Origin of the sequence: Arthrobacter sp. G119Y2 (genome assembly GCF_038069765.1) — a bacterium.
Taxonomy (GTDB): domain Bacteria; phylum Actinomycetota; class Actinomycetes; order Actinomycetales; family Micrococcaceae; genus Arthrobacter_B.
Window position 1 is genome coordinate 126,182 of sequence record NZ_JBBPFS010000004.1, and the last position, 20,122, is coordinate 146,303.

Consider the following 20,122-nt stretch of genomic DNA (forward strand, 5'->3'; position numbering starts at 1 on the left):
GCGGCCTGTTCTGCGTCTGGCACTGGGTTCCCTTCGTCTGCCTGCGGGCGGAAGGCCGGGCAGTTACCCTCCATGCTTCCGTGCGGCCGCTGCCCGGTCAACGCAGCAGGCACGGGAGGCAGCGCTGCCGCCGCATGCACCCGGATCGGCGGATGTTTGGCAAGATGGCAGCATGACTCCGAGCCCTCACCACACGCCCGCTCTTCCGGCCCAGGAAGTGCGGGCCCTGGCCCGCGCCCTCTCCGCCGGGGATGTCACCGTTTTCGTCGACGGAACGGCGCTGCGCCTGCCGTCCGCCGCGCGGGATGCCGTGCTTGATGTGCTGGCCCGGCTGGGTCGCGGCGAGTCCGTCTCCGTGAGCTCCGGCGCCGGATCCCCGGCCGCTGCCGTGCCGGCCGAAGCCCCGGCCGCCGACGCTGCTCCCGCGGGAGCAGGAACGCGGGAACCAACGGCCCGCAACGGCTCAAACATGCCGCTGCTGACGACGTCGCAGGCTGCAGCTGCGGCCGGAATCTCGCACACCTACCTGCGCAACCTGACCGACGCCGGCATCATCCCCGTCGAATACCGCGGTACCCACCGCCGCATCCGCCTGTCCGACGTCGAGGCGTGGCTCGAAGAGCAGCAGGCCAAGTCCGCCCGGGGGCAGCAGGGTTGACCGCCGGGAGCAGTGACCCGCGCCACTCCCCTATGCTGGTGGGAACCCGGCGGAGATCCCGCCGTACCTGAGATTGTTTTGGAGCCAGCTGTGATCATCGGTATCCCCAAGGAAATCAAGAACAACGAGTTTCGCGTTGCCATCACGGCTTCCGGCGTCCACGAGTTCAAGACGCGCGGGCACACGGTGCTCATTGAGTCAGGGGCCGGTTCCGGGTCCGGCATCAGCGACGCCGAGTACGCAGCCGCCGGTGCCCGCATCCTCGATTCCGCCGACGACGTCTGGAATGAGGCCTCGCTCGTCCTGAAGGTGAAGGAACCGATTCCTGCCGAATACCGGTACTTCCGGCCGGACCTGGTGCTTTTCACGTACCTGCACCTCGCTGCCGCACCGGAGCTGACCCGCGCGCTGATGGACTCGGGCATGACGGCCATCGCCTATGAAACCGTGCAGGAAGGGCGCCTGCTGCCGCTGCTGGCACCCATGTCGGAGGTTGCCGGCAGGCTGTCGGTGCAGGTGGGCGCGCAGTGCCTGACCTCCCCGGCCGGCGGCCCCGGGCTGCTCCTGGGCGGCGTTCCCGGTGTCCGGCCGGCAAAGGTGGTGGTGCTCGGCGCCGGAGTCGCCGGCACCAACGCCGTGGCGGGCGCAGTCGGCTCCCATGCCGACGTCGCGGTCCTGGACATCAACATTGACCGGCTGCGCCAGCTTGACGCGCAGTATGCCGGCCGGATCCGCACCGTGGCCTCGAATGCCTTCGAAATTGAACGGGCCCTGCTCGACGCCGATCTGGTGATCGGTTCGGTCCTCATCCCCGGCGCCCGCGCACCCAAGCTGGTCAGCAACGACATGGTGTCCCGGATGAAGCCCGGCAGCGTCCTGGTGGACATCGCCGTGGACCAGGGCGGGTGCTTCGAGGACACCCGGCCCACCACGCATCAGGACCCTACCTACCGGGTTCACGGCTCCCTGTTCTACTGCGTGGCCAACATGCCCGGCGCGGTTCCGAACACCTCCACCTATGCCCTGACAAACGTGACCCTCCCGTACGCCGTCGCCCTGGCTGACCGCGGAGTGCGGGGCGCCTTTAGCTCGTCGGGCGCGCTGGCCCGCGGCCTGAACATTGCCGGCGGCAAAGTTGCCCACGCCTCCGTGTCGCAGGCGCACGGGCTGGAGCTGGTGGAGGACTGGACGCAGCTGGTGCCGGCTTAGCGGCCCGGGCGCTGCCGCCGGGCAGCGGCGCGCGGCGGCAGTGCCGCCAACCGGCGGCAACCGGCGGCAGCGCCCGTCAACCGGCGGTGAAGTGGGTGGTGCCGGGCTCTCCGTTCAGGCGTCCGACAATCTCCCCGGCCAGGTCCCGGACCTTAATGTTGCGCCCGTTGGAGGCCCGGCGCAGGGTCTCGAAGGCCTCCTGCTGGGTGCACCGGTTCTGGCCCATGATGATTCCGACCGCAAGGTCAATGTCGGTCCGGGACGCGAGCACTGCCTGGAGGTCCTCAACCGTTGCGGCGTGCTGCGACACGCGAACTGCGAGCAGCAGGGCGTGGGAGGCTTCGGCGGCATAGGTGCGGGCCACCCGGCGGAACTCCTCGTCGAAGACGTCCGAATCCTTGGCATAAAAATTCATGGCGGCCTTGGCCTGTCCGCCCAGTCGCAGCGGAACCGAGTACATGGAGCGGATACCGCGGTCCCGGATGTGCTCCATGTACTCCGGCCAGCGCGCGTCGGCGGCGGCGTTGGCAACATGGACCTCGTCCTCAATCCGGATCGCGTGCAGGCATGGCCCGTCGCCGAAGGCGTACTGGATTTCATCCATCTGCAGTGCTTCACTGTCGCTGCTGGCCACTGTAAACCGGTGGTCGCGCGAGCGCTGCAGGGTGATGCCGCAGTAGGTGGTCCCCCGCGAGGAGAGGGAGGATGCGGTCAGCACGGCGAGGGCCTGCAGGAAGTCCTGCACGTCCTCATGGTGCACCAGGAGGTCCTGGAGCTGTGTCCACGAAACGGAATCGGTCTTCTGGTCTTCCACGCTGTTCCTGCCTTTAATTCCGGTCATTCAACGCCGCCGGCCCGGCCCGGTCCGGAATTGTTCGGACCGACGTTCGATATTACGATAAGAACCTCACGGTCAAGACGCGGCCATGGCTTTCTGCGAACCCCCAGCAGAGGACAACCATGGATTCCGCAGTTCAACTCCCCGTCTGCCGTCAGTGCGGCGTGGACGATTACCTTATTTTCGAGTTCTTCACGCCTGCCTCGGACGGCGTTCCCGGGACGGTCAGCTACACGTGCTCCGCGTGCGATTCCTTTGCGGGCCACGAGGTTCCTTCCAATTGGACTCCCCCGGGGTGGCACCGTGAGCCCTGACCAGATGTCGGCCGACCCCGGTTACGTTCCGCGGCTGCTCGCTGCGGCCGCCTTCGTCACCAGGCGGGCCACCGACGAGTCCCTGACTGAACTCCGTCTGACCCAGGAGCGCAGCGCCATTCTGGCCATTCTCTCTTCACTGTGCACCAATGAGCAGACGCTGGCCGAAACCTCGGGGCTGGAACCCGCGTGCGTCCGCGACTGCGTGCAGGCCCTTGAGGGCTGCGGCTATGCCGCGGCCGAACCCCGCGGCCGGTGGACCATCACCGCGGCCGGCGCCGAAATCCGCCGGCAGGCCGAACAGGCGGAAGCCCGGCTGCTGGCGGGCGGCAACGACGACGGCCTCCGGCAGGAGCTTTCCTCCCTGATCCGGGCGCTCGCTCCTCGGCCCCGGCGCCCCGGGGCCTCCCGGCTGCCCTAGCGCCGCATCTCGCGCAAGGGTCCTGCACACAAGGGGAGGCCCCGGTGGTAATCCACCGGGTCCTCCCCTTGTGATTTCTTCTGCTAGGCGACGGCTGTCGGGAAACGCTCCCAGACACGGTGCGCTCCCAGCAGGCCGGCCAGGCCGGCTGTCACATCAGCGGCATCGCCCACGACGACGCCCGGCGCGCCGGCGGGCAGGCCCGCCGCCTGCAGCACAGCGGCGCCGTCGCCCCAGGCACCGATGGCCTTGGCATGGCGGAATGCTTCGGCCAGGAGCAGTGTGACACGCGGGTCAAGCGAGGGGTGCCCCTCGGGGTTGCCGGCCTTCGCGTCGAGGCTGTCGACGGCGTCGGTGGCCGGGGTCCCGGAGGCTGCCACCACCACGGCGTCGAACTCGGTGGAGCGGGCCGTGAGGTAGGTTCGCTGGATCGCCACCTCGCCGCCCAGCTTGCCGGCGTGCGGTGCCACAACCAGCGGCACCATTCCCTCGGCATCGATGGCGGTAAGCACCTCGGTGAGCGCAGCGAGATCAGTTGCCTCATCCGCCACCACGCCGATGATGCGGCCGGCCACCGGCCACGTTCCGCCGAGCTGGCTCAGTGCCGGGCTGGGCTCGGTGTCTTCGACCGCAACAGTGGGGGCCGGCGCTTCCAGGCCCAGGCCGGTTGCGACTTCGGCTGCAAGCCGCTCGTCGATGTTGGCCAGCGACTGCAGCTGGCGCAGGCGGATGTTTTCTTCGTAGCACTTGCCCAGTTCAAAGGTGTAGGCCTGAACCACGTGATCCTGTTCCACCGGGGTCAGGGAGCGGAAGAACATCCGGACCTGGCTGAAGTGGTCATCGAACGTGGCCGGATTCTCGCGCACCTTCCGGGCCGAAGGAACCTCGGCGGGAACGTCAATGAAGGCACCCATGTCCGCGCCGGCCATGAAGGGGCAGCCGCCGTCGAGCGAGTTGGGCTGGTACGGGGCAACGCCGGAATGGACGGCGTCCTGGTGGAACCCGTCGCGGAGCATGTCATTGACCGGAGCGTGCGGGCGGTTAATCGGAATCTGGCTGAAATTCGGCCCGCCCAGCCGGGTCAGCTGCGTGTCGATGTAGGAGAACAGCCGGCCCTGCAGCAGCGGATCGTTGGTGACGTCGATGCCCGGCACCAGGTGTCCGGGATGGAAGGCCACCTGCTCGGTTTCGGCGAAGTAGTTGGTGACATTGGCGTTCAGGGTCATGGTGCCGATGAGCTGGACGGGAGCCAGCTCTTCCGGCACCAGCTTGGTGGGATCGAGCAGGTCGATGCCCTCGAACATTTCGTCCTCGGTGTCCGGGAAAACCTGAATGCCGAGATCCCACTGCGGGAAGGCGCCGGCTTCGATCGCATCAGCGAGATCGCGGCGGTGGAAGTCGGGGTCCATGCCGTTGATGATCTGCGCTTCTTCCCAGACCAGGGAGTGCACGCCCTGGCGCGGCTTCCAGTGGAACTTCACCAGCGTGGTCTCGCCCTTGGCGTTGACCAGGCGGAAGGTGTGCACGCCGAAGCCTTCCATGGTGCGGTAGGAGCGCGGAATCCCGCGGTCCGACATGTTCCACATCGTGTGGTGCTGGGCCTCGGTGTGCAGGGAAACGAAGTCCCAGAAGGTGTCATGTGCGCTCTGGGCCTGCGGAATTTCGCGGTCCGGATGCGGCTTGCCGGCGTGGATCACGTCGGGGAACTTGATGGCGTCCTGGATGAAGAACACCGGAATGTTGTTGGCAACCAGGTCGTAGTTGCCCTCGTCGGTGTAGAACTTCGTGCTGAAGCCGCGGGTGTCGCGGACGGTGTCAGCCGAGCCGCGGGAGCCCAGGACGGTGGAGAAGCGGACAAACACCGGTGTCTCGGTGCCCTTGGCGAGGAATCCCGCCCGGGTGACGCCTTCCGCCGCGCCGTTGGCCACGAAAACGCCGTGGGCCGCAGCACCGCGGGCGTGCACCACGCGCTCCGGAATGCGCTCGTGGTCAAAGTGCGTGATCTTTTCCCGCAGATGATGGTCCTGCAGCAATACCGGTCCTCGGGGGCCTGCCTTGAGGGAATGATCCGTGTCCTGCAGCCGGACGCCCTGCGCGGTGGTCAGATACCGTCCGCTCTGGGCGTTGGAAGCCTTCGGCGCTCCGGTGGGGACGCCCGTCGGAGAGACCGTTTCCGGCCCGTCCTGGTCCGGCTTCGGCGGGAGCGGTTCGCGCGGTTCAGTGGGCTCGGCGAGCTCCGGTGCCGCCGGTGCCGGTGCTCCCGGGATGGGCAGGTCGGGTACGGATGCGTTCTTCTCGGACATGTAGCCTCCATCGTTTTCGGGACCGGGGGGCCGCCGGACTGCAGCGGCCATTCCCCCACCCTACTCAATTAGTAAGCCTACTGACACTTTCGTCTCATCACCCCGCGGCGGAGCCCGCCACCGAGGCCACCAGGACCTCCCAGCCGGCGGTGATTCTTTCCAGGGACATTCCCGCCGTCCGGTGCAGGTGCAGCAGCAGCCCGGCGTCAAGGAAAGCTTCCAGCTGGTACGCGGTCAGCTCCGGATCATGCACCGGGACTGCGGAAAGGAGCATTGTGAGGTGGGCGAGCTCAAGGCGGCGCGTCGGGTGGCGGTAATGCGTGAAGGTGCCCACATCGGCGGCGCGCCGCAGCTCCCCGGTAATCTCCAGTGCCCGGATCCTGGCCCCTCCGAAAGCATGGAGGCGTTCCAGCGGCGGCGCTCCCGGCCCCAGCGGAGCCGGTCCCCGCATGTAGCTCTCCTGGAAATCACGCTGGGCGTGGTCAAGGAGGGCCTGCATCAGTCCTGACCGGCTGCCGAAGCGCCGGAAGACGGTCCCTTTCCCCACTCCCGCACGCCGCGCAAGATCGTCCATGGTCAGGGCATCCACGCCGCGCTCCGACAGAATCGCAAGCGCTGTTTCCAGCAGCAACCGGCGGTTGCGGGCAGCATCGAGGCGTTCCTCGCCGCTGGCTCCGCCGTCCTGTCCGCTCACATGCATGCGGGCCAGTCTAACCCGTACGGGAATATATCCGGACCGCAGTCCGTTTAGAGTGGGAGAAGAACAAACCGTGTCCGGACCGGGCGCGTCCCACAGAGGAGTTTTCTTGAGCACTACAGTACTTACCCTGGTCGGCAGCCTTCGCGCCGGCTCGGTCAACCGCCAGCTCGCCGAAACCGCCGCCGTGACGGCGGGAGACGACGTCGAGATTGTGATCTTTGACCGTATCGGCCACATCCCGTTCTACAACGAGGATATTGACGTTGACGGCTCCGTGCCCGAGGCCGCAGCTGAGCTGCGTGCTGCCGCAGCTTCGACTGACGCCCTCCTGCTGGTGTGCCCGGAATACAACGGCACCATGCCGGCCGTCCTGAAGAACGCGATTGACTGGCTCTCCCGCCCCTTCGGCACGAGCGCCATCTCCGGTACCCCCGCCGCCGTCATTGGATCGGCCTTCGGCCAGTTCGGCGGAGTCTGGGCGCACGACGACGCACGGAAGTCCCTGGGAATTGCCGGCGCGCGCGTGGTCGAGGACGTCCGCCTTTCAATTGGCGGCTCCGTTTCGCGCTTCGCCGAGATCCATCCTAAGGATGACGCTGAGGTAGTTGAGCAGCTCCGCGACGTCATCTCGACACTGGCAGCAGAAGCGGCACCCACCGCTGCCTAACTGCCGGCCGGCGCAACGCAGCTAGCTGAATCACCGAATACACGGAAGGAACGGCCTCACCCGGTGAGGCCGTTCCTTCCGTGTGTGCGTTTACCTGAGGATTCCCGGGCACCGCGCTAGTCCCAAAACCCCCCGGCCCAGGCTGCGTCACGCAGGTAGTCCCGGGCGGGGCCGACATTCCACAACTCCCCCTGTGACTCGACCATGCCCTGGTCCCGCAGGACGTCCACGACATCTTCGGAGCAGCCCAGGACCTCCGACAGATCCCGGGAATCCGCCGCTACTACCAGCTCGTCACGATGTGCCACTGCAGATTCCCTTCTTTGTGCGCCCTCATCGGCCGGACCAGCCCCGGTCCGCGAGTGCGGCTTCGCGTTCAGTGCTCCAGCTCCTGGCGTACAGCCCCAAAACCGCTTCCTCCCGAAGCGACAGCCCGAGCCGGTTGAGGAGCATGTGGGCTTGGTAAACCGTCAGGTGCTGGGCGCTGCGGCTCAGCCGCAGCTTGTCTGCGCGGTATAAATACGTGTCGACGGTCCGGAACCAGCGCCGGCGCCAGTTCTCCACGGCTGATTCCGCCGCCGTGGCCGCCATCAGGTGCTGTGTCGGCATGATTTTTGCCGCCACCTGGACGGTCATTGCCTGGCGCACGCTGGCCGCGCGGGGACCGAAGGCAGCCGTGCAGCTGCGCAGGTGGCTGTCCCAGTAGTAGTCCCAGGAGATCCGCCGGCGGTCCGGCCAGCTGGCCGAGCGGGGCCCCTTCATCATGCTTCGGGCCGAATCAAAAAGCAGCAGGGAACCGAGCGCCCACCGGTTCTGGACCTTCGGAAAGCGGGCCGCGGCCCAGGCTCCCAGCTCCGAAGAAAGCTCAAAAATCTCTTCGGCGAGTCCGAGCCCCTCAACTCCGCCGTATTTAGCCAGATCGGCTTCCATGCGCAGGTTGTGCGGCTCGGTTCCTCCGGGGCTCATGCGGTCCGTCACCGGTTCGGAAAAGTCCTGGGTCATTTCCAGGTGTCCGATGACACCCGACGCCTGCTCCCGGAGTGCTCCCAGCAGGCACTGCAGCTTCTCCAGGAGTTCCGGTTCGGCCAAAATCCGGAGCCGGACGTGAGCATTCGCCGGCTCCATGCACCTCGTGTAATACCAGCGCCGGCCGCCTTTGGCCTGCGCGTGGGCCGCCAGCGGGGTAACCAGTTCTCCAATGATGCCGTCCGCTACATCGAAGCCCCCGGTATAGAAGGACAGCGTCCACCATTTTGCGGTCGAGCGGGTTCGTGAGGCGTTTCGAACCGCTGTCAGCTGACTCATGGTGCGCATCCCTTCCGGGGTTGTTACTTGGTTACCGCCGCTGGGCGGGACTTGCTGTTTCGTTAGTTATCACTTGCTTGGCGTGTACCCCCGTGAGGGGCGGTTGCTAGATCCAGTCCCAAACCTTGCTGGTCATCTTCATTCCCCTCCTGTACCTGCGGCTGGTCCCCAGCCTGTGCGGTTGATTGACTCCGAAAGCTTCCCCCGCTTCCCAAGGCCCCGTCTACCCCTTCGGATGCCCGGTTCCTGTCATGGCCCGATTCACCCTTGATCCCTTCCGCTGCTGTTACGCCGGGAGCCGGGAACGCCCGGGATCGGCGCAGAATAGGGGCCTTTTCCTGCAGCCGGCGACGGGACGGATGCTGGTGGCATTAAGCGGCCATGTCACTGATTTCCGCAGGCCGATCCGTGCCCCGGCTTAGCCCGCCTGTTCCTCGGGCAGCTTCGCCCGCAGAATGTCCCGGATGTAGTCGCGGTTCATCGCGCTCACCGTCAGCCCGTCGCCCCCGTAGTGTTCCACGCACATCGGGCCGTCGAAGCCGGCCTCCAGCGCCATGCCGATGGCCTCCCTGTAATTAATGAACCCGAGCGCGAGCGGTGCGGGCGCCGAGGCATAGGCGCCGGTGGCGGGGTCATAGTCCCGGAAATAGTTCTTCAGCTGCCAGTAGTTGGCAAACGGGAGCATCTTGGTGAGCATCTCCCGCCAATCCTCAACGGGGCGGTGGAGCCGGACAATGTTGCCGATGTCGGGGCACAGGCCCACATTGGGCAGGTCCACCGCCTGCACAAGCTGCACGGAGCTGTCCGCCGTCCCGAGGAACGTACCCTCATACATTTCCAGCGACAGGCTCACGCCGCGTTCGGCCGCGTACTCCCCCAGTTCCCGAAAACGTGCGGCTGCTTTTTCGCGATTGGCGGGCGTGTCCTCATCCTCGACCCCCCGGGCGAGCCAAAACCACGTTGCCTCCGTCTGTTCCCGGGTGAACGGATCGTGCAGCCCGAGGCACACCATCGGCGCTTCCAGGTCGGCCGCTGCGTCAATGGTCCGCTTGGTGTAGGCGATGTTGCGCTGTGCCTGCTCCTCATCCGGGGTGATCACGCTCTTGCGGGTAACCGCCAGATCGCTGAAGGACAGGCCGTAGGACCGGGCCGTGTCCAGCAGCTGCCGGCGCCCCCCGGCGCCGAGGTCCCCGGCACGGACCCACGAGTCCGTCAGGTCGACGTGCTCAAAACCGGCCAGGCTCACCTCGCGCAGGGTCTGCCGCCAGGCCTGCGGTCCGGCGGCAGTCCTGTCGCGGCCGTCCGGGGCCACCCCGGTGAAGTTCAGCAGGGCGGCGCCTATCGGCCAGGTCTGCGGTGTGTAGGTCATGTTCTTCTCCTTGCGTTGAGCAGCAGTGCTGATGGGCAGGCGGGCTCACACCATGTGCTTGCCGCCGTCGATGAAATATGAACCGCCGTTGATGAAGCCTGCTTCTTCGCCGACGAGGAAGCTGACGAGGGCTGCAACTTCGGACGGATGCCCGACCCGCCCCGCCGGGATGTCCCCTGATATGGAGGCCCTGCGTTCATCGCTGAGCGGGCCGCCCATAATGTCCGTATCGATCGGGCCGGGAACAATTGCGTTGCAGGTAATGCCGTGCGGGCCCAGCTCCCGGGCCGCAGCGCGGGTCAGGCCCAGTACAGCGGCCTTTGCTGCGGCGTACCCGGCTTTTGAGAAAGTTCCGCCGCCGTCGTAGGCCGTAATGGACGAGGTGTTTACGATGCGTCCGCCCCAACCGCCGTCGATCATGCGCCGGGCTGCAGCCTGCATCATCAGCAGCGAGCCCGTGGCATTGACGTCGATGACCTCGCTCCAGATCTCCTTCGTCAGTTCGAAGAACGAGTGCGGGCTGGCGATGCCGGCGAGATTTATCTGTGCCAGGACAGGCGGCAGCACGGCATCGATCCGACTGAAGGCCGCCTCCACTGAGGCGGGATCTGCGACGTCGGCCGCAACCCCGAGGACCGGCCGCTCTGACTCGGCACTGAGCTCATCGGCGAAGGAGAGCACCGCTTCCGCGTTCAGGTCCAGGACGGCCAGCGCCCACCCTTCCCGGGCCAGGCGCCGGGCGACATGGCGGCCAATGCCGCGCTCGCTGCCGGTGCCGGTGACTACTGCTGTCCGCAGCTCCGGAAAGGTGGTCATGGATGCTCCTGCGCTGGTGGAAACTGGCGGCTGGTGGACATTGGAGGCGGTGGAACCCGGAAGGGGCGGCCGGACGCCGTCACCCCGCGACGGCGTAGACAACCCAGGCCAGGGCGAAGGACAGGAACCCGATGGCTGTCCCCACAACCGTCCAGGTCTTGAGCGTCGTGAGCGTATCGAAGCCGCAGAACTTGCCGATCAGCCAGAACCCCGAGTCGTTGACGTGGGAGAAGGTAATGGAGCCGGCTGCAATCGCCACAACCACGGCGGCAAGTCCTATGCCGGAAACGCCCAGCTCCATAACGGCCGGAGCCATAATGGAACCGGCCGTGGTGGCTGCAACAGTGGCTGAGCCCTGCGCCACCCGGAAGGCAACCGCAACCAGGAACCCGGCGAGAATGACGGGAAGGCCCATGGCATCCAATCCCGACGCGATGGTTCCGCCAATGCCGGTTTCCGTCAGAACCCTGCCGAAGGCCCCGCCGGCACCGGTGATGAGGATGATGGAACAGACCGGGGCCAGGGCATTGTCCACCAGGTCTTCCAGGGCGCTGCCGATGGTGCCCCGGCCGCGCCGTGGACGCATGTACAGCAGGTACATCGCAGCCAGCGTGGCGATCAGCAGGGCGACGGGCGTGCTTCCGACCAGGCGGGACACCTGGAAGAGGACGTTACCCTCCCCCACCGAGCCGCTTGCTTCCAGGGTGCTGAAGAGTGTGTTGAAGAAGATCAGCACCAGCGGCAGCAGGAGCACGAAGATGATCGTCCAGAAGCCCGGCTTCGGAGTGTCCTCATCGAGGTCGGCTTCCCCCAGAAGGTTCGGCACGGGCATGTTCGGGTACCGCTTGGCGATCACCAGCGCCAGCCGATAGCCGGCGAGATACCACGCCGGCAACCCCACGAGCAGTGCCACCAGAATCACCATGCCGACGTCGGCCCCCATGACGGTAGCGGCTGCGGTCGGGCCGGGGTGCGGCGGCGTCAGTGCGTGCATCATCAGGAACGAGCCAATGGAGGGAAGTACGTACAGCATGAAGGACCCGCCGAGGCGGCGGGCGACAGTGTAGATAATTGGCAGCATCACGATGAAGCCGGCGTCGAGGAAAATCGGGAAGGCGTAAAACAGCGATGCCACGGACAGGGCAAGCGGTGCCCGTTTCTCGCCGAAGCGGCGAAGCATCGCGTCTGCAAGGACCTGGGCACCCCCGGACACTTCCACCAGGCGGCCCAGGACGGCGCCGAATCCTACAAGCAGGGCAACCGTTCCCACCGTGGTGCTGAACCCCGCGACAACAACGGTGACGACATCCGCGATGCCGATCCCGGCGGCCAGGGCGGTGAGCACGCTGATGATGATCAGGGCGAAAAAGGCGTGCACCCGCAGCTTAATGATCATGAGGAGCAGCACCGCGATAGCCGCGACGGCAATGGAGATGAGTGCCCATGACGGCCGCTCGGCCAGGACCAGCGTTTCCGCAGGGAGGGCGGCAGGAAGCTTATGCATTGGCAGAACACCTTTGGTCGCAGGGATACCCTCAGCGGGTGTGACAGCAGTCACTTATTCGACTTGGGCTATACCCTATAGGATCTTTGAACCGTGTCCAGCGGCGCCTCGCGGGCCAACCGGCGCCCCGGCGCCGGCCCCACGGCCGACGAAGGGCTTGAATCCCTGCCCCTGTGGGAGAATCTGAGGCGAACCGGAGTGAGCAAGAGGAGCAGCATGGGCGCGGACGCAGCAGGCGGAGCATGGGTACGGCGCAGTGTCCTGGCCGATCAGGTCTACACGGAAATCCTCGCGCGCCTCATGGACGGGAAGCTGGAATCAGGGGATCCACTCAGCATTGACGGCACCGCAAGGGACCTTGGAGTGTCACCGACCCCCGTTCGCGAAGCCCTCGCGCGGCTGGAGGCCACCGGGATGGTGGTGCGTGCCGCGCTGCGGGGGTACCGCGTTGCCCCCATGCTCAGCCATGCCGAACTGCTGGACCTGATGGATGCCCGGCTGCTGATCGAACCGCACAATGCGGAAATGGCCTGCCTGCATGCGGACGAGGCCTTCCTTGCCGAGCTCGAGCATTCCATTAATGACCTGCGGGAAGCCCCGAACGGGCCGCATTTCTCCGACTACCGCTCATACTGGGAAGCTGACGAGCGCTTTCACCGGTTAATCGCGGAACAGACCCGGAACAGGTTCCTGATCGGCGCCTACAACTCCCTGGGCGGACATGTTCACCGGTTCCGCCTGTTTGGAGGAACCGGCGTCCGGGACGCGCGCAGTGCCATCGAGGAGCACGGCGGGATTGTGGCGGCCATGCGCCGGGGGGATGCAACAGGGGCCCAGGCCGCCATGACGGCGCACCTTTGCGGCGTGCGGGACCGCTCCGTCAGCGAACACGAGACGGCCGAACACGAGACAGCCGGACACGAGACAGTCCGGCGCACGGGCCGGGACGCGGGCCGGGAACCCGCCTAACCCCTGCACTCGCCGGGAACGCAGGCGACGGCGCCCTCCCCCGGGGCCCCCGGGAAACCTACAGTTTCCGGCGGCAGGGGGGGGCCTGCAGAATGTGGTTGACATCACAAACTCCGACATGGATGATCCTATAGGAAAGATGAAATAGTTCCGGGCGACGACGCCGGGACACTCATTGACCAGTGCATCGGAGGACTCGCCAGTGACCCAGCGAAAAGTAGCCGTGGTCGGTTCCGGATATATGGGCGGAGGCATCGCTCAGGTTCTAGCCCTCGGCGGAGCGCGGGTTGCCCTGTCCGACGTCTCGCAGGAAGTGGCCGCAAAGAACCTCGAACGCCTGCTGACCGAAGCGGAGCTGTTCGTTTCCGACGGCCTGTTCCCGGAGGACGCCGTCCAGCGGCTGCGGGAAAACCTGTGGGCGGCGGCCAGCATCGAAGAAGCCGTGGCGGACGCCTCCTATATTGAAGAAGCCGTCCCCGAAATCCTTGACATCAAGCACGCCACCCTGCGGCGGATCAGCGACGCCGCACAGCCGGACGCCGTTATCGGCTCCAACACGTCAACGATCCTGATCGCCACACTCGCCGAAGCAGTTTCACATCCGGGCCGCTTTCTCGGAGTGCACTTTTCCAACCCCGCGCCCTTCATTCCCGGCGTCGAGGTCATTCCCCACGCCGGCACCAGTGCCGAAACCATTGAAACCGCCCGGGAAATCGTCGCGCTGTCAGGCAAACAGGCTGCGGTCGTCAAGGATGTCACGGGCTTTGTGCTCAACCGGCTCCAGTACGCGCTGTTCCATGAGGCCGCCCAGCTGGTTGAGGAGGGAATTGCGACAGCCGAAGATGTGGACACCCTCGTGCGCACCACTTTCGGGTTCCGGCTGCCGTTTTTTGGACCGTTTGCAATCGCCGACATGGCCGGCCTGGACGTCTACTCCTTCTGCTACGCGTCCCTGCAAACGTCCTTCCCCGAACGCTTCGCAACCCCGGCCATCCTGCAGGACCTGGTGGATGCAGGAAAGCTCGGCACGAAGTCCGGCGCGGGCTTCCTGCAGATCCCTGCGGACAAGACCGCGGACCTTGTGGCCTACCGGAACAAGGCGTATGTTGCCATGTCCGGGCTGCTCAAGGAGCTTGGGCCCAGCCCCGCCGAGGAAGCGGGCCGCGACGCCGGCCGTGTTTCCCCGGAAGCCCGCTGACCCTGCTCCCACCACTGGACGGCCCGTTCCGCCGGGCGGGCACGGCCTGACGCCAGTGCCGGCGGTTACCGCAGACAACCAAGGCTGGAATCCATGACCTATCTCCTGAACGATCCCGCGGACTTCGCCGTCGATGCCCTGCGCGGATACGCTGCCGCCCACCCCGAGCACGTGATGCTCGCCCACGGCGGGGTGGTGCGCTCCACAGACACGCCGGTAAACCAGCCGGCCCTGGTCATCGGCGGCGGCTCCGGCCACTATCCGGCCTTTGCCGGCTGGATCGGACCGGGGCTGGCCCACGGCGCGCCGTGCGGCAATATCTTCTCCTCCCCGTCCGCCTCCCAGGTCTATTCCGTTGCCCGTTCCGCCGAGAACGGCGGCGGGGTGCTGCTGGGCTTCGGAAACTATGCCGGGGATGTACTGCACTTTGGCCAGGCCGCCGAGAAACTGCGCGCCGAGGGCGTGGACGTCCGGATCATCCGGGTCTCGGACGACATTGCCTCCGGCCCGGCTGAATCCCACCGGGACCGGCGCGGCATTGCCGGGGACCTCGTGGTCTTCAAGATTGCCGGTGCGGCCATCGCCGCCGGAGCCGATTTGGACGAGGCCGAGCGGGTGGCATGGAAGGCCAATGACGCGACCCGCTCGTTCGGCGTCGCCTTTGAGGGCTGCACCCTGCCGGGCGCCGGCGAGGCCCTGTTTCATGTGCCGGACGGAGAAATGGCCATTGGGCTGGGGATCCACGGTGAGCCGGGTATCCGGGAGGTTCCCATGGGCACGGCGGCGGAAGTAGCCGATCTCCTGCTCGACGGCGTCCTCGAGGAAGAGCCGGAGCGAAGCGGCGCCTACACCGGCCGGGTGGCCGTGGTGCTCAACGGCCTCGGCACCGTCAAGTACGAGGAGCTGTTTGTCGTTTATGCCCGGGTAGCCGAGCAGCTCGCCGAAAAGGGCTTCACCGTTGTTGGCCCGGAGGTCGGCGAACACGTCACGAGCCTGAACATGGCCGGCCTGTCCCTGAGCATCCTGTTCCTGGACCGCGAACTCGAAGAGTACTGGCTGGCGCCGGCCGACGCCCCGGCGTTCCGGCGCGCCGCTGCCGGTTTGCCGGCCGGTCCGCCGCGGACCGAAGTGCATACTCCCGGTGAAGATCCCATTCCGGAAGCGTCCGCCGAGTCCCGCAATTCCGCTGCCCGGATTGTGCAGGCACTGGAACTGCTCCGCGACACCGCAGCGGAACACGAGGAGCACTTTGGCCGGCTGGATGCAGTGGCCGGTGACGGCGACCACGGGCAGGGCATGGCCTACGGCACCAGGGGTGCGGCGGCGGGCGGGCACGGTGCCGCTGCCAAGGGCGCAGGAGCGCGGACTGTCCTGCTCCATGCCGGAGATGCCTGGGCGGAAGAGGCGGGCGGCACGTCCGGAGCACTGTGGGGCGCTGCGCTGACCGCTGCCGGCAGTGTTTTTCACGACGCCCGCGCCGTGGGAGCGCTTGAAGTTGCAGATGCGCTGGCAGCAGGGATTGATGCCGTTGTCCGCCTCGGCGGAGCCAGGCCCGGGGACAAGACCATGGTGGATGCAGCCCTCCCCTTCCGCGATGCCCTCGCAGCCGAATTCGCCTCCACCGGTGATCTCGCCGGATCGGTAAAGAAGGCCGCCGCCGTCGCGCGGGAAGCCGCCGAAGCCACCGCCGGCATCACGTCGCGCCGCGGGAGGTCCCGCATCCTGGGTGAAAAGAGCCTGGGCACTCCGGACCCCGGAGCGTATTCCTTCTCTGTCCTGATGGACGCACTGGGCAACTTCCTCGCCTCCCCTGAAAGCACTCCCGAGGCGGCCCCGAAGACCTCCCCCGAAAATCCCTCCGAGACCTCCCCGGATCAGCAGTGACCGTCTGGGTCGGCACCAGCTGGAAAATGAACAAAACCCTCGCCGAAGCGAGGCAGTACACGTCAGAGTTGCTCGAAGGCTTGGACAGGCTGGAGCTTGGCACGGTTCAGCCCTTCATTATTCCCCCGGCCACCGCGCTCTCCGCGGTGGCCGGCGCACTGGTCGATGACGGGCGGGTGCTCCTCGGCGCGCAGAACGCCCATTGGGAGGACAACGGGGCCTGGACCGGCGAGGTTTCGGTGCCGCAGGTGGCCGACGCCGGAGCCCAGCTGGTGGAAATAGGTCACTCCGAGCGGCGGGAGCATTTCAGAGAGACGGATCAAACAGTGCGGCGGAAGGTGGCTGCCGTGCTGCGGCACGGGTTGACTCCGCTGCTGTGCATCGGCGAGCCGGCCGAGGTCCGGGAGGCCGGCGGATCCTCCGATTTCATTCTGGGGCAGGCCGCCCGGGCGCTGGAGGGACTTTCCGCGCCGGAGCTGTCCCGCGTTCTGATTGCCTACGAACCCGTCTGGGCCATCGGGGCCGCCGGCCGCCCCGCCGCCCCGGAGGAGCTGCGGAGTTCCTTCGCCGCTCTGGCGGGGTCCTTTGGGCAGCACACGGCCGGACTGCTCTACGGCGGATCAGTGGCCGAGGACAACGCCGCCGCACTCCTGGGGATCCCGCACGTCGACGGACTGTTTATTGGCCGTGCCGCGTGGGAGGCGGACGGCTATCTGCGCCTGCTCGAAACAGCCGCAGCAACAGCGGGCACCCCGGCGGCAGGCCGGTTGAGCCCGGACACCAACGAGTCAGCAGAGGAAGTAGGGACAAAATGAGCGAGACCAGGAAACTCAGGATCGTCATCGGCGGAGACGACGCCGGATTTGATTACAAGGAGGTCCTGCGCCGGGACCTGGAGGCCGATGACCGCGTTGAGAGCGTCGTCGACGTGGGGGTGTCGGAGACGGAAAACACGGCGTATCCCCACGTCGCAGTGGACGCGGCCCGCAAGGTGGCGGCGGGCGAGGCGGACCGCGCCCTGCTGATTTGCGGCACGGGGCTGGGCGTGGCGATTTCCGCGAACAAGGTGCCCGGCATTCGGGCGGTGACCGCCCACGACTCCTACTCCGTGGAGCGCTCCGTACTCAGCAACAACGCCCAGGTGCTGTGCATGGGGCAGCGTGTTGTCGGCGTGGAGCTGGCCAGGCGCCTCGCAAAGGAGTGGCTGGGCTATGTTTTTGATCCTGCCAGCGCCTCCGCGGGAAAAGTGGAGGCAATCACCGGGTATGAAAATGCGTGAGCGCTCACCCTGACGGCTTTGCACTCCTCCGAACGGCAGTACTGAACCGGCGCCCTGGCCCTGCCCTGATCCGGAGCCGGGCCCGGAATCCTCCGGAGCCCGAAGCATGAGGTAGCCTCAACGGGTCGAGAGGAGCAGGTGCCGTGGACCATATATCCCTGGCCGTGTACCGGTACGCCGTAAGCAGCCCGGGATGGACTGTTGACCAGGCGTCCGAGGCGCTTGGATTCACCACACGTTCCATTGAAACGGCCATCAGAGAGCTGGCGGAGCACTGCCTGCTGGTGCAGGTCAGCTCCGAGCGTCCCAGCTACGCGGCTGTTTCCCCCGACGTCGCCCTGGCCGAACTGGTGGATCCCGACGAGCGTGCCCTCCTGGACCTGCGTGCCCGGATCGGCTCGAAGCGGCGGGAGCTGGCCGGCCTGGTGCCTGTCTTTGCCGAGGCCAGCCGCCGGGTTTCCACGGATTCCGCCGTCGAAGTCCTGGAGGACCCGGGCCAGGTGATGAGCGTCCTGATCGAGTATGCCCGTGCGGCCTCGGACTGCGTCCTGATGGCACGCCCCGGCCCGGGAGCCACGGCCGATACCCAGGAGGACAGCGTCCAGAAGGATGTCGACATGCTTCGTCAGGGGGTGCGCCGCAGGACCCTCTACCATTCCAGCATCCGGGATCACATGCCCACCCGCCGGGCCGTCGAGATTGTCACGGCGGCGGGCGGAGAGTTCCGCACCCTGCCCCACATGCCGCTGCGGGCGGTGATCTTTGACAGCAAAGTGGCCGTGATCCCGCGCGGCCGGTGCCCCGATGACAGGGCAGGCCTCGTCATCCGCGACCCCGACATGATCCACGTTTTCGTGCGCATGTTTGATTTCGCCTGGGAACTGGGCGAGCCGTTTCTGACGGAGGAACCGCAGCCGGGGCAGCTGAACAGCATCCAGCGTTCGATCCTCCGCGCGCTGGCCGCCGGGCAGTCCGACGAGGTGGTTGCCCGGCGGCTGGGGATCAGTGTCCGGACCTGCCGCCGCCACATCGCGAAAATGCTGGAAGACCTGGGTGCCGAAAGCCGGTTCCAGGCCGGGGTCAAAGCGCACCGGGCGGGGTGGATTTAAGGCAACGGATGTTGCCTATTTGTGAACAACAGAGGCTAGGATGTGGGGATGACTTTCGAGGATACTTCCGCCCCCGCACTGTCGCCGGAGACGCGGACAGCCTTAGAGCGCGCCGTCACGTCCGGCCACCGGCATGAGGCGCTGTTCTCGGACCGGGCATTCCATATCAAGCAGTCCGCCGTGCGGGATGTCTTCGACATCTCCATCCGGCCCGGCCTCGTGTCGCTGGCCGGCGGCAGCCCCTCCCTGCGTTCACTGCCGCTGCGGGAGCTGGGCGAGTCGGCCCGCAGCATCATCGCCGACCACGGCCTCGAATCACTGCAGTACGGTGCCGGCCAGGGCATGGAGGAGCTGCGCCGCCAGGCCTGCGAGGTCATGGCAGCCGAAGGAATTTGCGGAGCCGACCCCGACGACGTCGTCATCACCACCGGTTCCCAGTCCGCACAGGACGTCGCCGCCAAGGTCTTCTGCAATCCCGGAGACGTGGTCCTCTGCGAGGACCCCACGTATGTGGGTGCCCTGAACGCGTTCGAGGCCTACGAAGTGGACCTGCAGCCGGTGCCGACGGACTCCGACGGGCTGATTCCCGAGGCGCTGGAAGCGGCAATCGCGTCTCTGCGGAAGCAGGGCAAGTCCATCAAGATGCTTTACACGATTCCCAGCTTCAACAACCCCAGCGGCGTCACTCTGGCGGCCGGGCGCCGGCAGCGGATCGTCGACATCTGCGCGGAGGAGAACATTCTCATCCTCGAAGACAACCCCTACGGAATGCTGCGTTTCGACGGCCGCCCGCTGACTCCCCTGCGCGCCGGAAACCCGCATGACGTCCTGTATCTGGGCTCATTTTCAAAGATCTTCGCCCCCGGCGTGCGGGTGGGCTGGGCGCTTGTCCCGAAGCACCTGCACCGGCGCTTCTACCTGGCCTGCGAAGCAGTGGTCCTTTGCCCGTCGCCGCTCACACAGATGCTGGTTTCCGCTTATCTGCGCGATTACGACTGGATGCAGCACATCCGCGACTCCCGCGTGCTGTACGCGGCGCGCTGCGCCGCCCTGCTGTCCGCGCTGGCGGAACACCTGCCCGACGGCGTCAGCTGGACAGTGCCCGACGGCGGTTTTTTCGTCTGGCTGAGCATGCCTGACGGAGTGGACACTTATCCGCTGCTGTACGAGGCCATCGACGCCGGCGTGGTGTTCATCCCCGGCGCGGCCTTCACCCCGTCGGATGAGCCCTCCAACAAACTGCGCCTGGCCTTCAGTGCCGTCTCCGAGGACGACATCCGGGAGGGTGTCCGGCGGCTGGCGCCCGTACTGCGGCAGGCCCTGGCGGCTTCCGCAGGCTAGCGGCGGTTGCGCCTGCGCCGTTCCAGGTAGGGAAGGGCGACGGCGAACAGGGCGATGATGATCAGCAGCCGCCACACGGTGCCCAGCCCCGGAAAGAGGATGATCAGCAGGCTGGAAACAATAAAGGCCACTGCCAGCAGCATCAAGGTGCGTTTGAAGTCGATCTGCGGGGCGCCGCCGCCCTGGCCCCGGGGGCCGCGAGGATTTGTCATAGTTACCTGATCGTATCTGCCGGGGC

Annotated in this window: 21 protein-coding genes; 12 read left to right on the plus strand and 9 right to left on the minus strand. The window is 66.6% G+C overall.

Annotated features, from left to right (window positions below; genetic code table 11):
* Positions 1-172: 172 nt before the first annotated feature.
* Positions 173-658 carry a helix-turn-helix domain-containing protein gene (locus WKB88_RS09895; RefSeq protein WP_341394398.1) on the plus strand — a complete coding sequence of 162 codons (486 nt, stop codon included), beginning with the start codon at positions 173-175 and terminating at the stop codon, positions 656-658.
* A gap of 90 nt (positions 659-748) precedes the next feature.
* A complete protein-coding gene (gene ald / locus WKB88_RS09900; RefSeq protein ID WP_341394399.1) occupies positions 749-1,867 on the plus strand; it encodes an alanine dehydrogenase in 1,119 nt (372 codons plus the stop codon).
* 76 nt (positions 1,868-1,943) lie between these two features.
* Here the strand turns inward: ald and WKB88_RS09905 are convergent, their stop codons facing one another.
* Positions 1,944-2,681, minus strand: coding sequence for a GAF and ANTAR domain-containing protein (locus WKB88_RS09905; protein WP_341394400.1), 738 nt, complete (start codon positions 2,679-2,681; stop codon positions 1,944-1,946).
* 146 nt (positions 2,682-2,827) lie between these two features.
* Between WKB88_RS09905 and WKB88_RS09910 the strand changes: the two genes are divergently transcribed.
* Together WKB88_RS09910 and WKB88_RS09915 are read left to right on the plus strand one after the other, a co-directional pair.
* Positions 2,828-3,019: a hypothetical protein gene (locus tag WKB88_RS09910; RefSeq protein WP_341394401.1), complete on the plus strand. Its 192-nt coding sequence runs from the start codon at positions 2,828-2,830 to the stop codon at positions 3,017-3,019.
* Complete coding sequence (locus WKB88_RS09915) at positions 3,009-3,440, plus strand: hypothetical protein (protein WP_341394402.1); 432 nt, start codon at positions 3,009-3,011, stop codon at positions 3,438-3,440. Before WKB88_RS09910 ends, WKB88_RS09915 begins: the two co-directional genes overlap by 11 nt.
* 83 nt (positions 3,441-3,523) lie before the next feature.
* Here the strand turns inward: WKB88_RS09915 and WKB88_RS09920 are convergent, their stop codons facing one another.
* Both WKB88_RS09920 and WKB88_RS09925 read right to left on the minus strand, forming a co-directional pair.
* On the minus strand, positions 3,524-5,743 hold the full coding sequence (locus WKB88_RS09920) for a catalase (protein WP_341394403.1): 2,220 nt from the start codon (positions 5,741-5,743) through the stop codon (positions 3,524-3,526).
* Between the two features lie 97 nt (positions 5,744-5,840).
* Complete coding sequence (locus WKB88_RS09925) at positions 5,841-6,443, minus strand: TetR/AcrR family transcriptional regulator (RefSeq protein ID WP_341394404.1); 603 nt, start codon at positions 6,441-6,443, stop codon at positions 5,841-5,843.
* 106 nt (positions 6,444-6,549) lie between these two features.
* Here WKB88_RS09925 and WKB88_RS09930 point away from each other — a divergent pair, with 106 nt between their 5' ends.
* A complete protein-coding gene (locus WKB88_RS09930) occupies positions 6,550-7,110 on the plus strand; it encodes an NADPH-dependent FMN reductase (RefSeq protein ID WP_341394405.1) in 561 nt (186 codons plus the stop codon).
* Positions 7,111-7,226: 116 nt separating this feature from the next.
* On the opposite strand, the gene WKB88_RS09935 is transcribed toward WKB88_RS09930, so the two are convergent.
* From WKB88_RS09935 to WKB88_RS09955, 5 genes are all read right to left on the minus strand, one after another.
* Positions 7,227-7,418, minus strand: coding sequence for a hypothetical protein (locus WKB88_RS09935; RefSeq protein WP_341394406.1), 192 nt, complete (start codon positions 7,416-7,418; stop codon positions 7,227-7,229).
* A gap of 25 nt (positions 7,419-7,443) precedes the next feature.
* Positions 7,444-8,415 (minus strand): lantibiotic dehydratase C-terminal domain-containing protein, encoded by a 972-nt coding sequence (locus WKB88_RS09940; RefSeq protein ID WP_341394407.1) that lies wholly within the window; start codon positions 8,413-8,415, stop codon positions 7,444-7,446.
* 418 nt (positions 8,416-8,833) lie between these two features.
* Positions 8,834-9,784, minus strand: a complete 951-nt coding sequence (locus WKB88_RS09945; protein WP_341394408.1) for a sugar phosphate isomerase/epimerase family protein — start codon at positions 9,782-9,784, stop codon at positions 8,834-8,836.
* A gap of 45 nt (positions 9,785-9,829) precedes the next feature.
* On the minus strand, positions 9,830-10,600 hold the full coding sequence (locus WKB88_RS09950; RefSeq protein WP_341394409.1) for an SDR family NAD(P)-dependent oxidoreductase: 771 nt from the start codon (positions 10,598-10,600) through the stop codon (positions 9,830-9,832).
* Between the two features lie 79 nt (positions 10,601-10,679).
* On the minus strand, positions 10,680-12,104 hold the full coding sequence (locus WKB88_RS09955; protein WP_341394410.1) for a GntP family permease: 1,425 nt from the start codon (positions 12,102-12,104) through the stop codon (positions 10,680-10,682).
* A gap of 216 nt (positions 12,105-12,320) precedes the next feature.
* Here WKB88_RS09955 and WKB88_RS09960 point away from each other — a divergent pair, with 216 nt between their 5' ends.
* From WKB88_RS09960 to WKB88_RS09990, 7 genes are all read left to right on the plus strand, one after another.
* The gene (locus WKB88_RS09960; protein WP_445818908.1) at positions 12,321-13,073 is read left to right on the plus strand and encodes a GntR family transcriptional regulator; all 753 of its coding nucleotides are present in this window, start codon (positions 12,321-12,323) and stop codon (positions 13,071-13,073) included.
* Positions 13,074-13,275: 202 nt separating this feature from the next.
* Entirely contained in the window at positions 13,276-14,271 is a 996-nt protein-coding gene (locus WKB88_RS09965) for a 3-hydroxyacyl-CoA dehydrogenase family protein (RefSeq protein WP_341394412.1), read from the plus strand.
* 93 nt (positions 14,272-14,364) lie between these two features.
* Entirely contained in the window at positions 14,365-16,155 is a 1,791-nt protein-coding gene (locus tag WKB88_RS09970; RefSeq protein ID WP_341394413.1) for a dihydroxyacetone kinase family protein, read from the plus strand.
* Positions 16,152-16,970 carry a triose-phosphate isomerase gene (locus WKB88_RS09975; protein WP_341394414.1) on the plus strand — a complete coding sequence of 273 codons (819 nt, stop codon included), beginning with the start codon at positions 16,152-16,154 and terminating at the stop codon, positions 16,968-16,970. The genes WKB88_RS09970 and WKB88_RS09975 overlap by 4 nt, the downstream gene beginning before the upstream one ends.
* A complete protein-coding gene (locus tag WKB88_RS09980) occupies positions 16,967-17,434 on the plus strand; it encodes a ribose-5-phosphate isomerase (RefSeq protein WP_341394415.1) in 468 nt (155 codons plus the stop codon). The genes WKB88_RS09975 and WKB88_RS09980 overlap by 4 nt, the downstream gene beginning before the upstream one ends.
* A 143-nt stretch (positions 17,435-17,577) precedes the next feature.
* Entirely contained in the window at positions 17,578-18,543 is a 966-nt protein-coding gene (locus tag WKB88_RS09985; RefSeq protein WP_341394416.1) for a helix-turn-helix transcriptional regulator, read from the plus strand.
* Positions 18,544-18,591: 48 nt separating this feature from the next.
* A complete protein-coding gene (locus WKB88_RS09990; protein WP_341394417.1) occupies positions 18,592-19,884 on the plus strand; it encodes an aminotransferase-like domain-containing protein in 1,293 nt (430 codons plus the stop codon).
* Here the strand turns inward: WKB88_RS09990 and WKB88_RS09995 are convergent.
* Complete coding sequence (locus WKB88_RS09995) at positions 19,881-20,096, minus strand: hypothetical protein (RefSeq protein WP_341394418.1); 216 nt, start codon at positions 20,094-20,096, stop codon at positions 19,881-19,883. The two genes, WKB88_RS09990 and WKB88_RS09995, sit on opposite strands and share 4 nt — an antisense overlap.
* Positions 20,097-20,122: the final 26 nt, after the last annotated feature.

Coding starts and splice junctions, on each gene's coding strand:
- WKB88_RS09895 (WP_341394398.1), top strand. CDS start 173: ATGACTCCGAGCCCTCACCACACGCCCGCTCTTCCGGCCCAGGAAGTG.
- WKB88_RS09910 (WP_341394401.1), top strand. CDS start 2,828: ATGGATTCCGCAGTTCAACTCCCCGTCTGCCGTCAGTGCGGCGTGGAC.
- WKB88_RS09920 (WP_341394403.1), bottom strand. CDS start 5,743: ATGTCCGAGAAGAACGCATCCGTACCCGACCTGCCCATCCCGGGAGCA.
- WKB88_RS09925 (WP_341394404.1), bottom strand. CDS start 6,443: ATGCATGTGAGCGGACAGGACGGCGGAGCCAGCGGCGAGGAACGCCTC.
- WKB88_RS09940 (WP_341394407.1), bottom strand. CDS start 8,415: ATGAGTCAGCTGACAGCGGTTCGAAACGCCTCACGAACCCGCTCGACC.
- WKB88_RS09945 (WP_341394408.1), bottom strand. CDS start 9,784: ATGACCTACACACCGCAGACCTGGCCGATAGGCGCCGCCCTGCTGAAC.
- WKB88_RS09950 (WP_341394409.1), bottom strand. CDS start 10,600: ATGACCACCTTTCCGGAGCTGCGGACAGCAGTAGTCACCGGCACCGGC.
- WKB88_RS09955 (WP_341394410.1), bottom strand. CDS start 12,104: ATGCATAAGCTTCCTGCCGCCCTCCCTGCGGAAACGCTGGTCCTGGCC.
- WKB88_RS09960 (WP_445818908.1), top strand. CDS start 12,321: ATGGGCGCGGACGCAGCAGGCGGAGCATGGGTACGGCGCAGTGTCCTG.
- WKB88_RS09970 (WP_341394413.1), top strand. CDS start 14,365: ATGACCTATCTCCTGAACGATCCCGCGGACTTCGCCGTCGATGCCCTG.
- WKB88_RS09980 (WP_341394415.1), top strand. CDS start 16,967: ATGAGCGAGACCAGGAAACTCAGGATCGTCATCGGCGGAGACGACGCC.
- WKB88_RS09990 (WP_341394417.1), top strand. CDS start 18,592: ATGACTTTCGAGGATACTTCCGCCCCCGCACTGTCGCCGGAGACGCGG.
- WKB88_RS09995 (WP_341394418.1), bottom strand. CDS start 20,096: ATGACAAATCCTCGCGGCCCCCGGGGCCAGGGCGGCGGCGCCCCGCAG.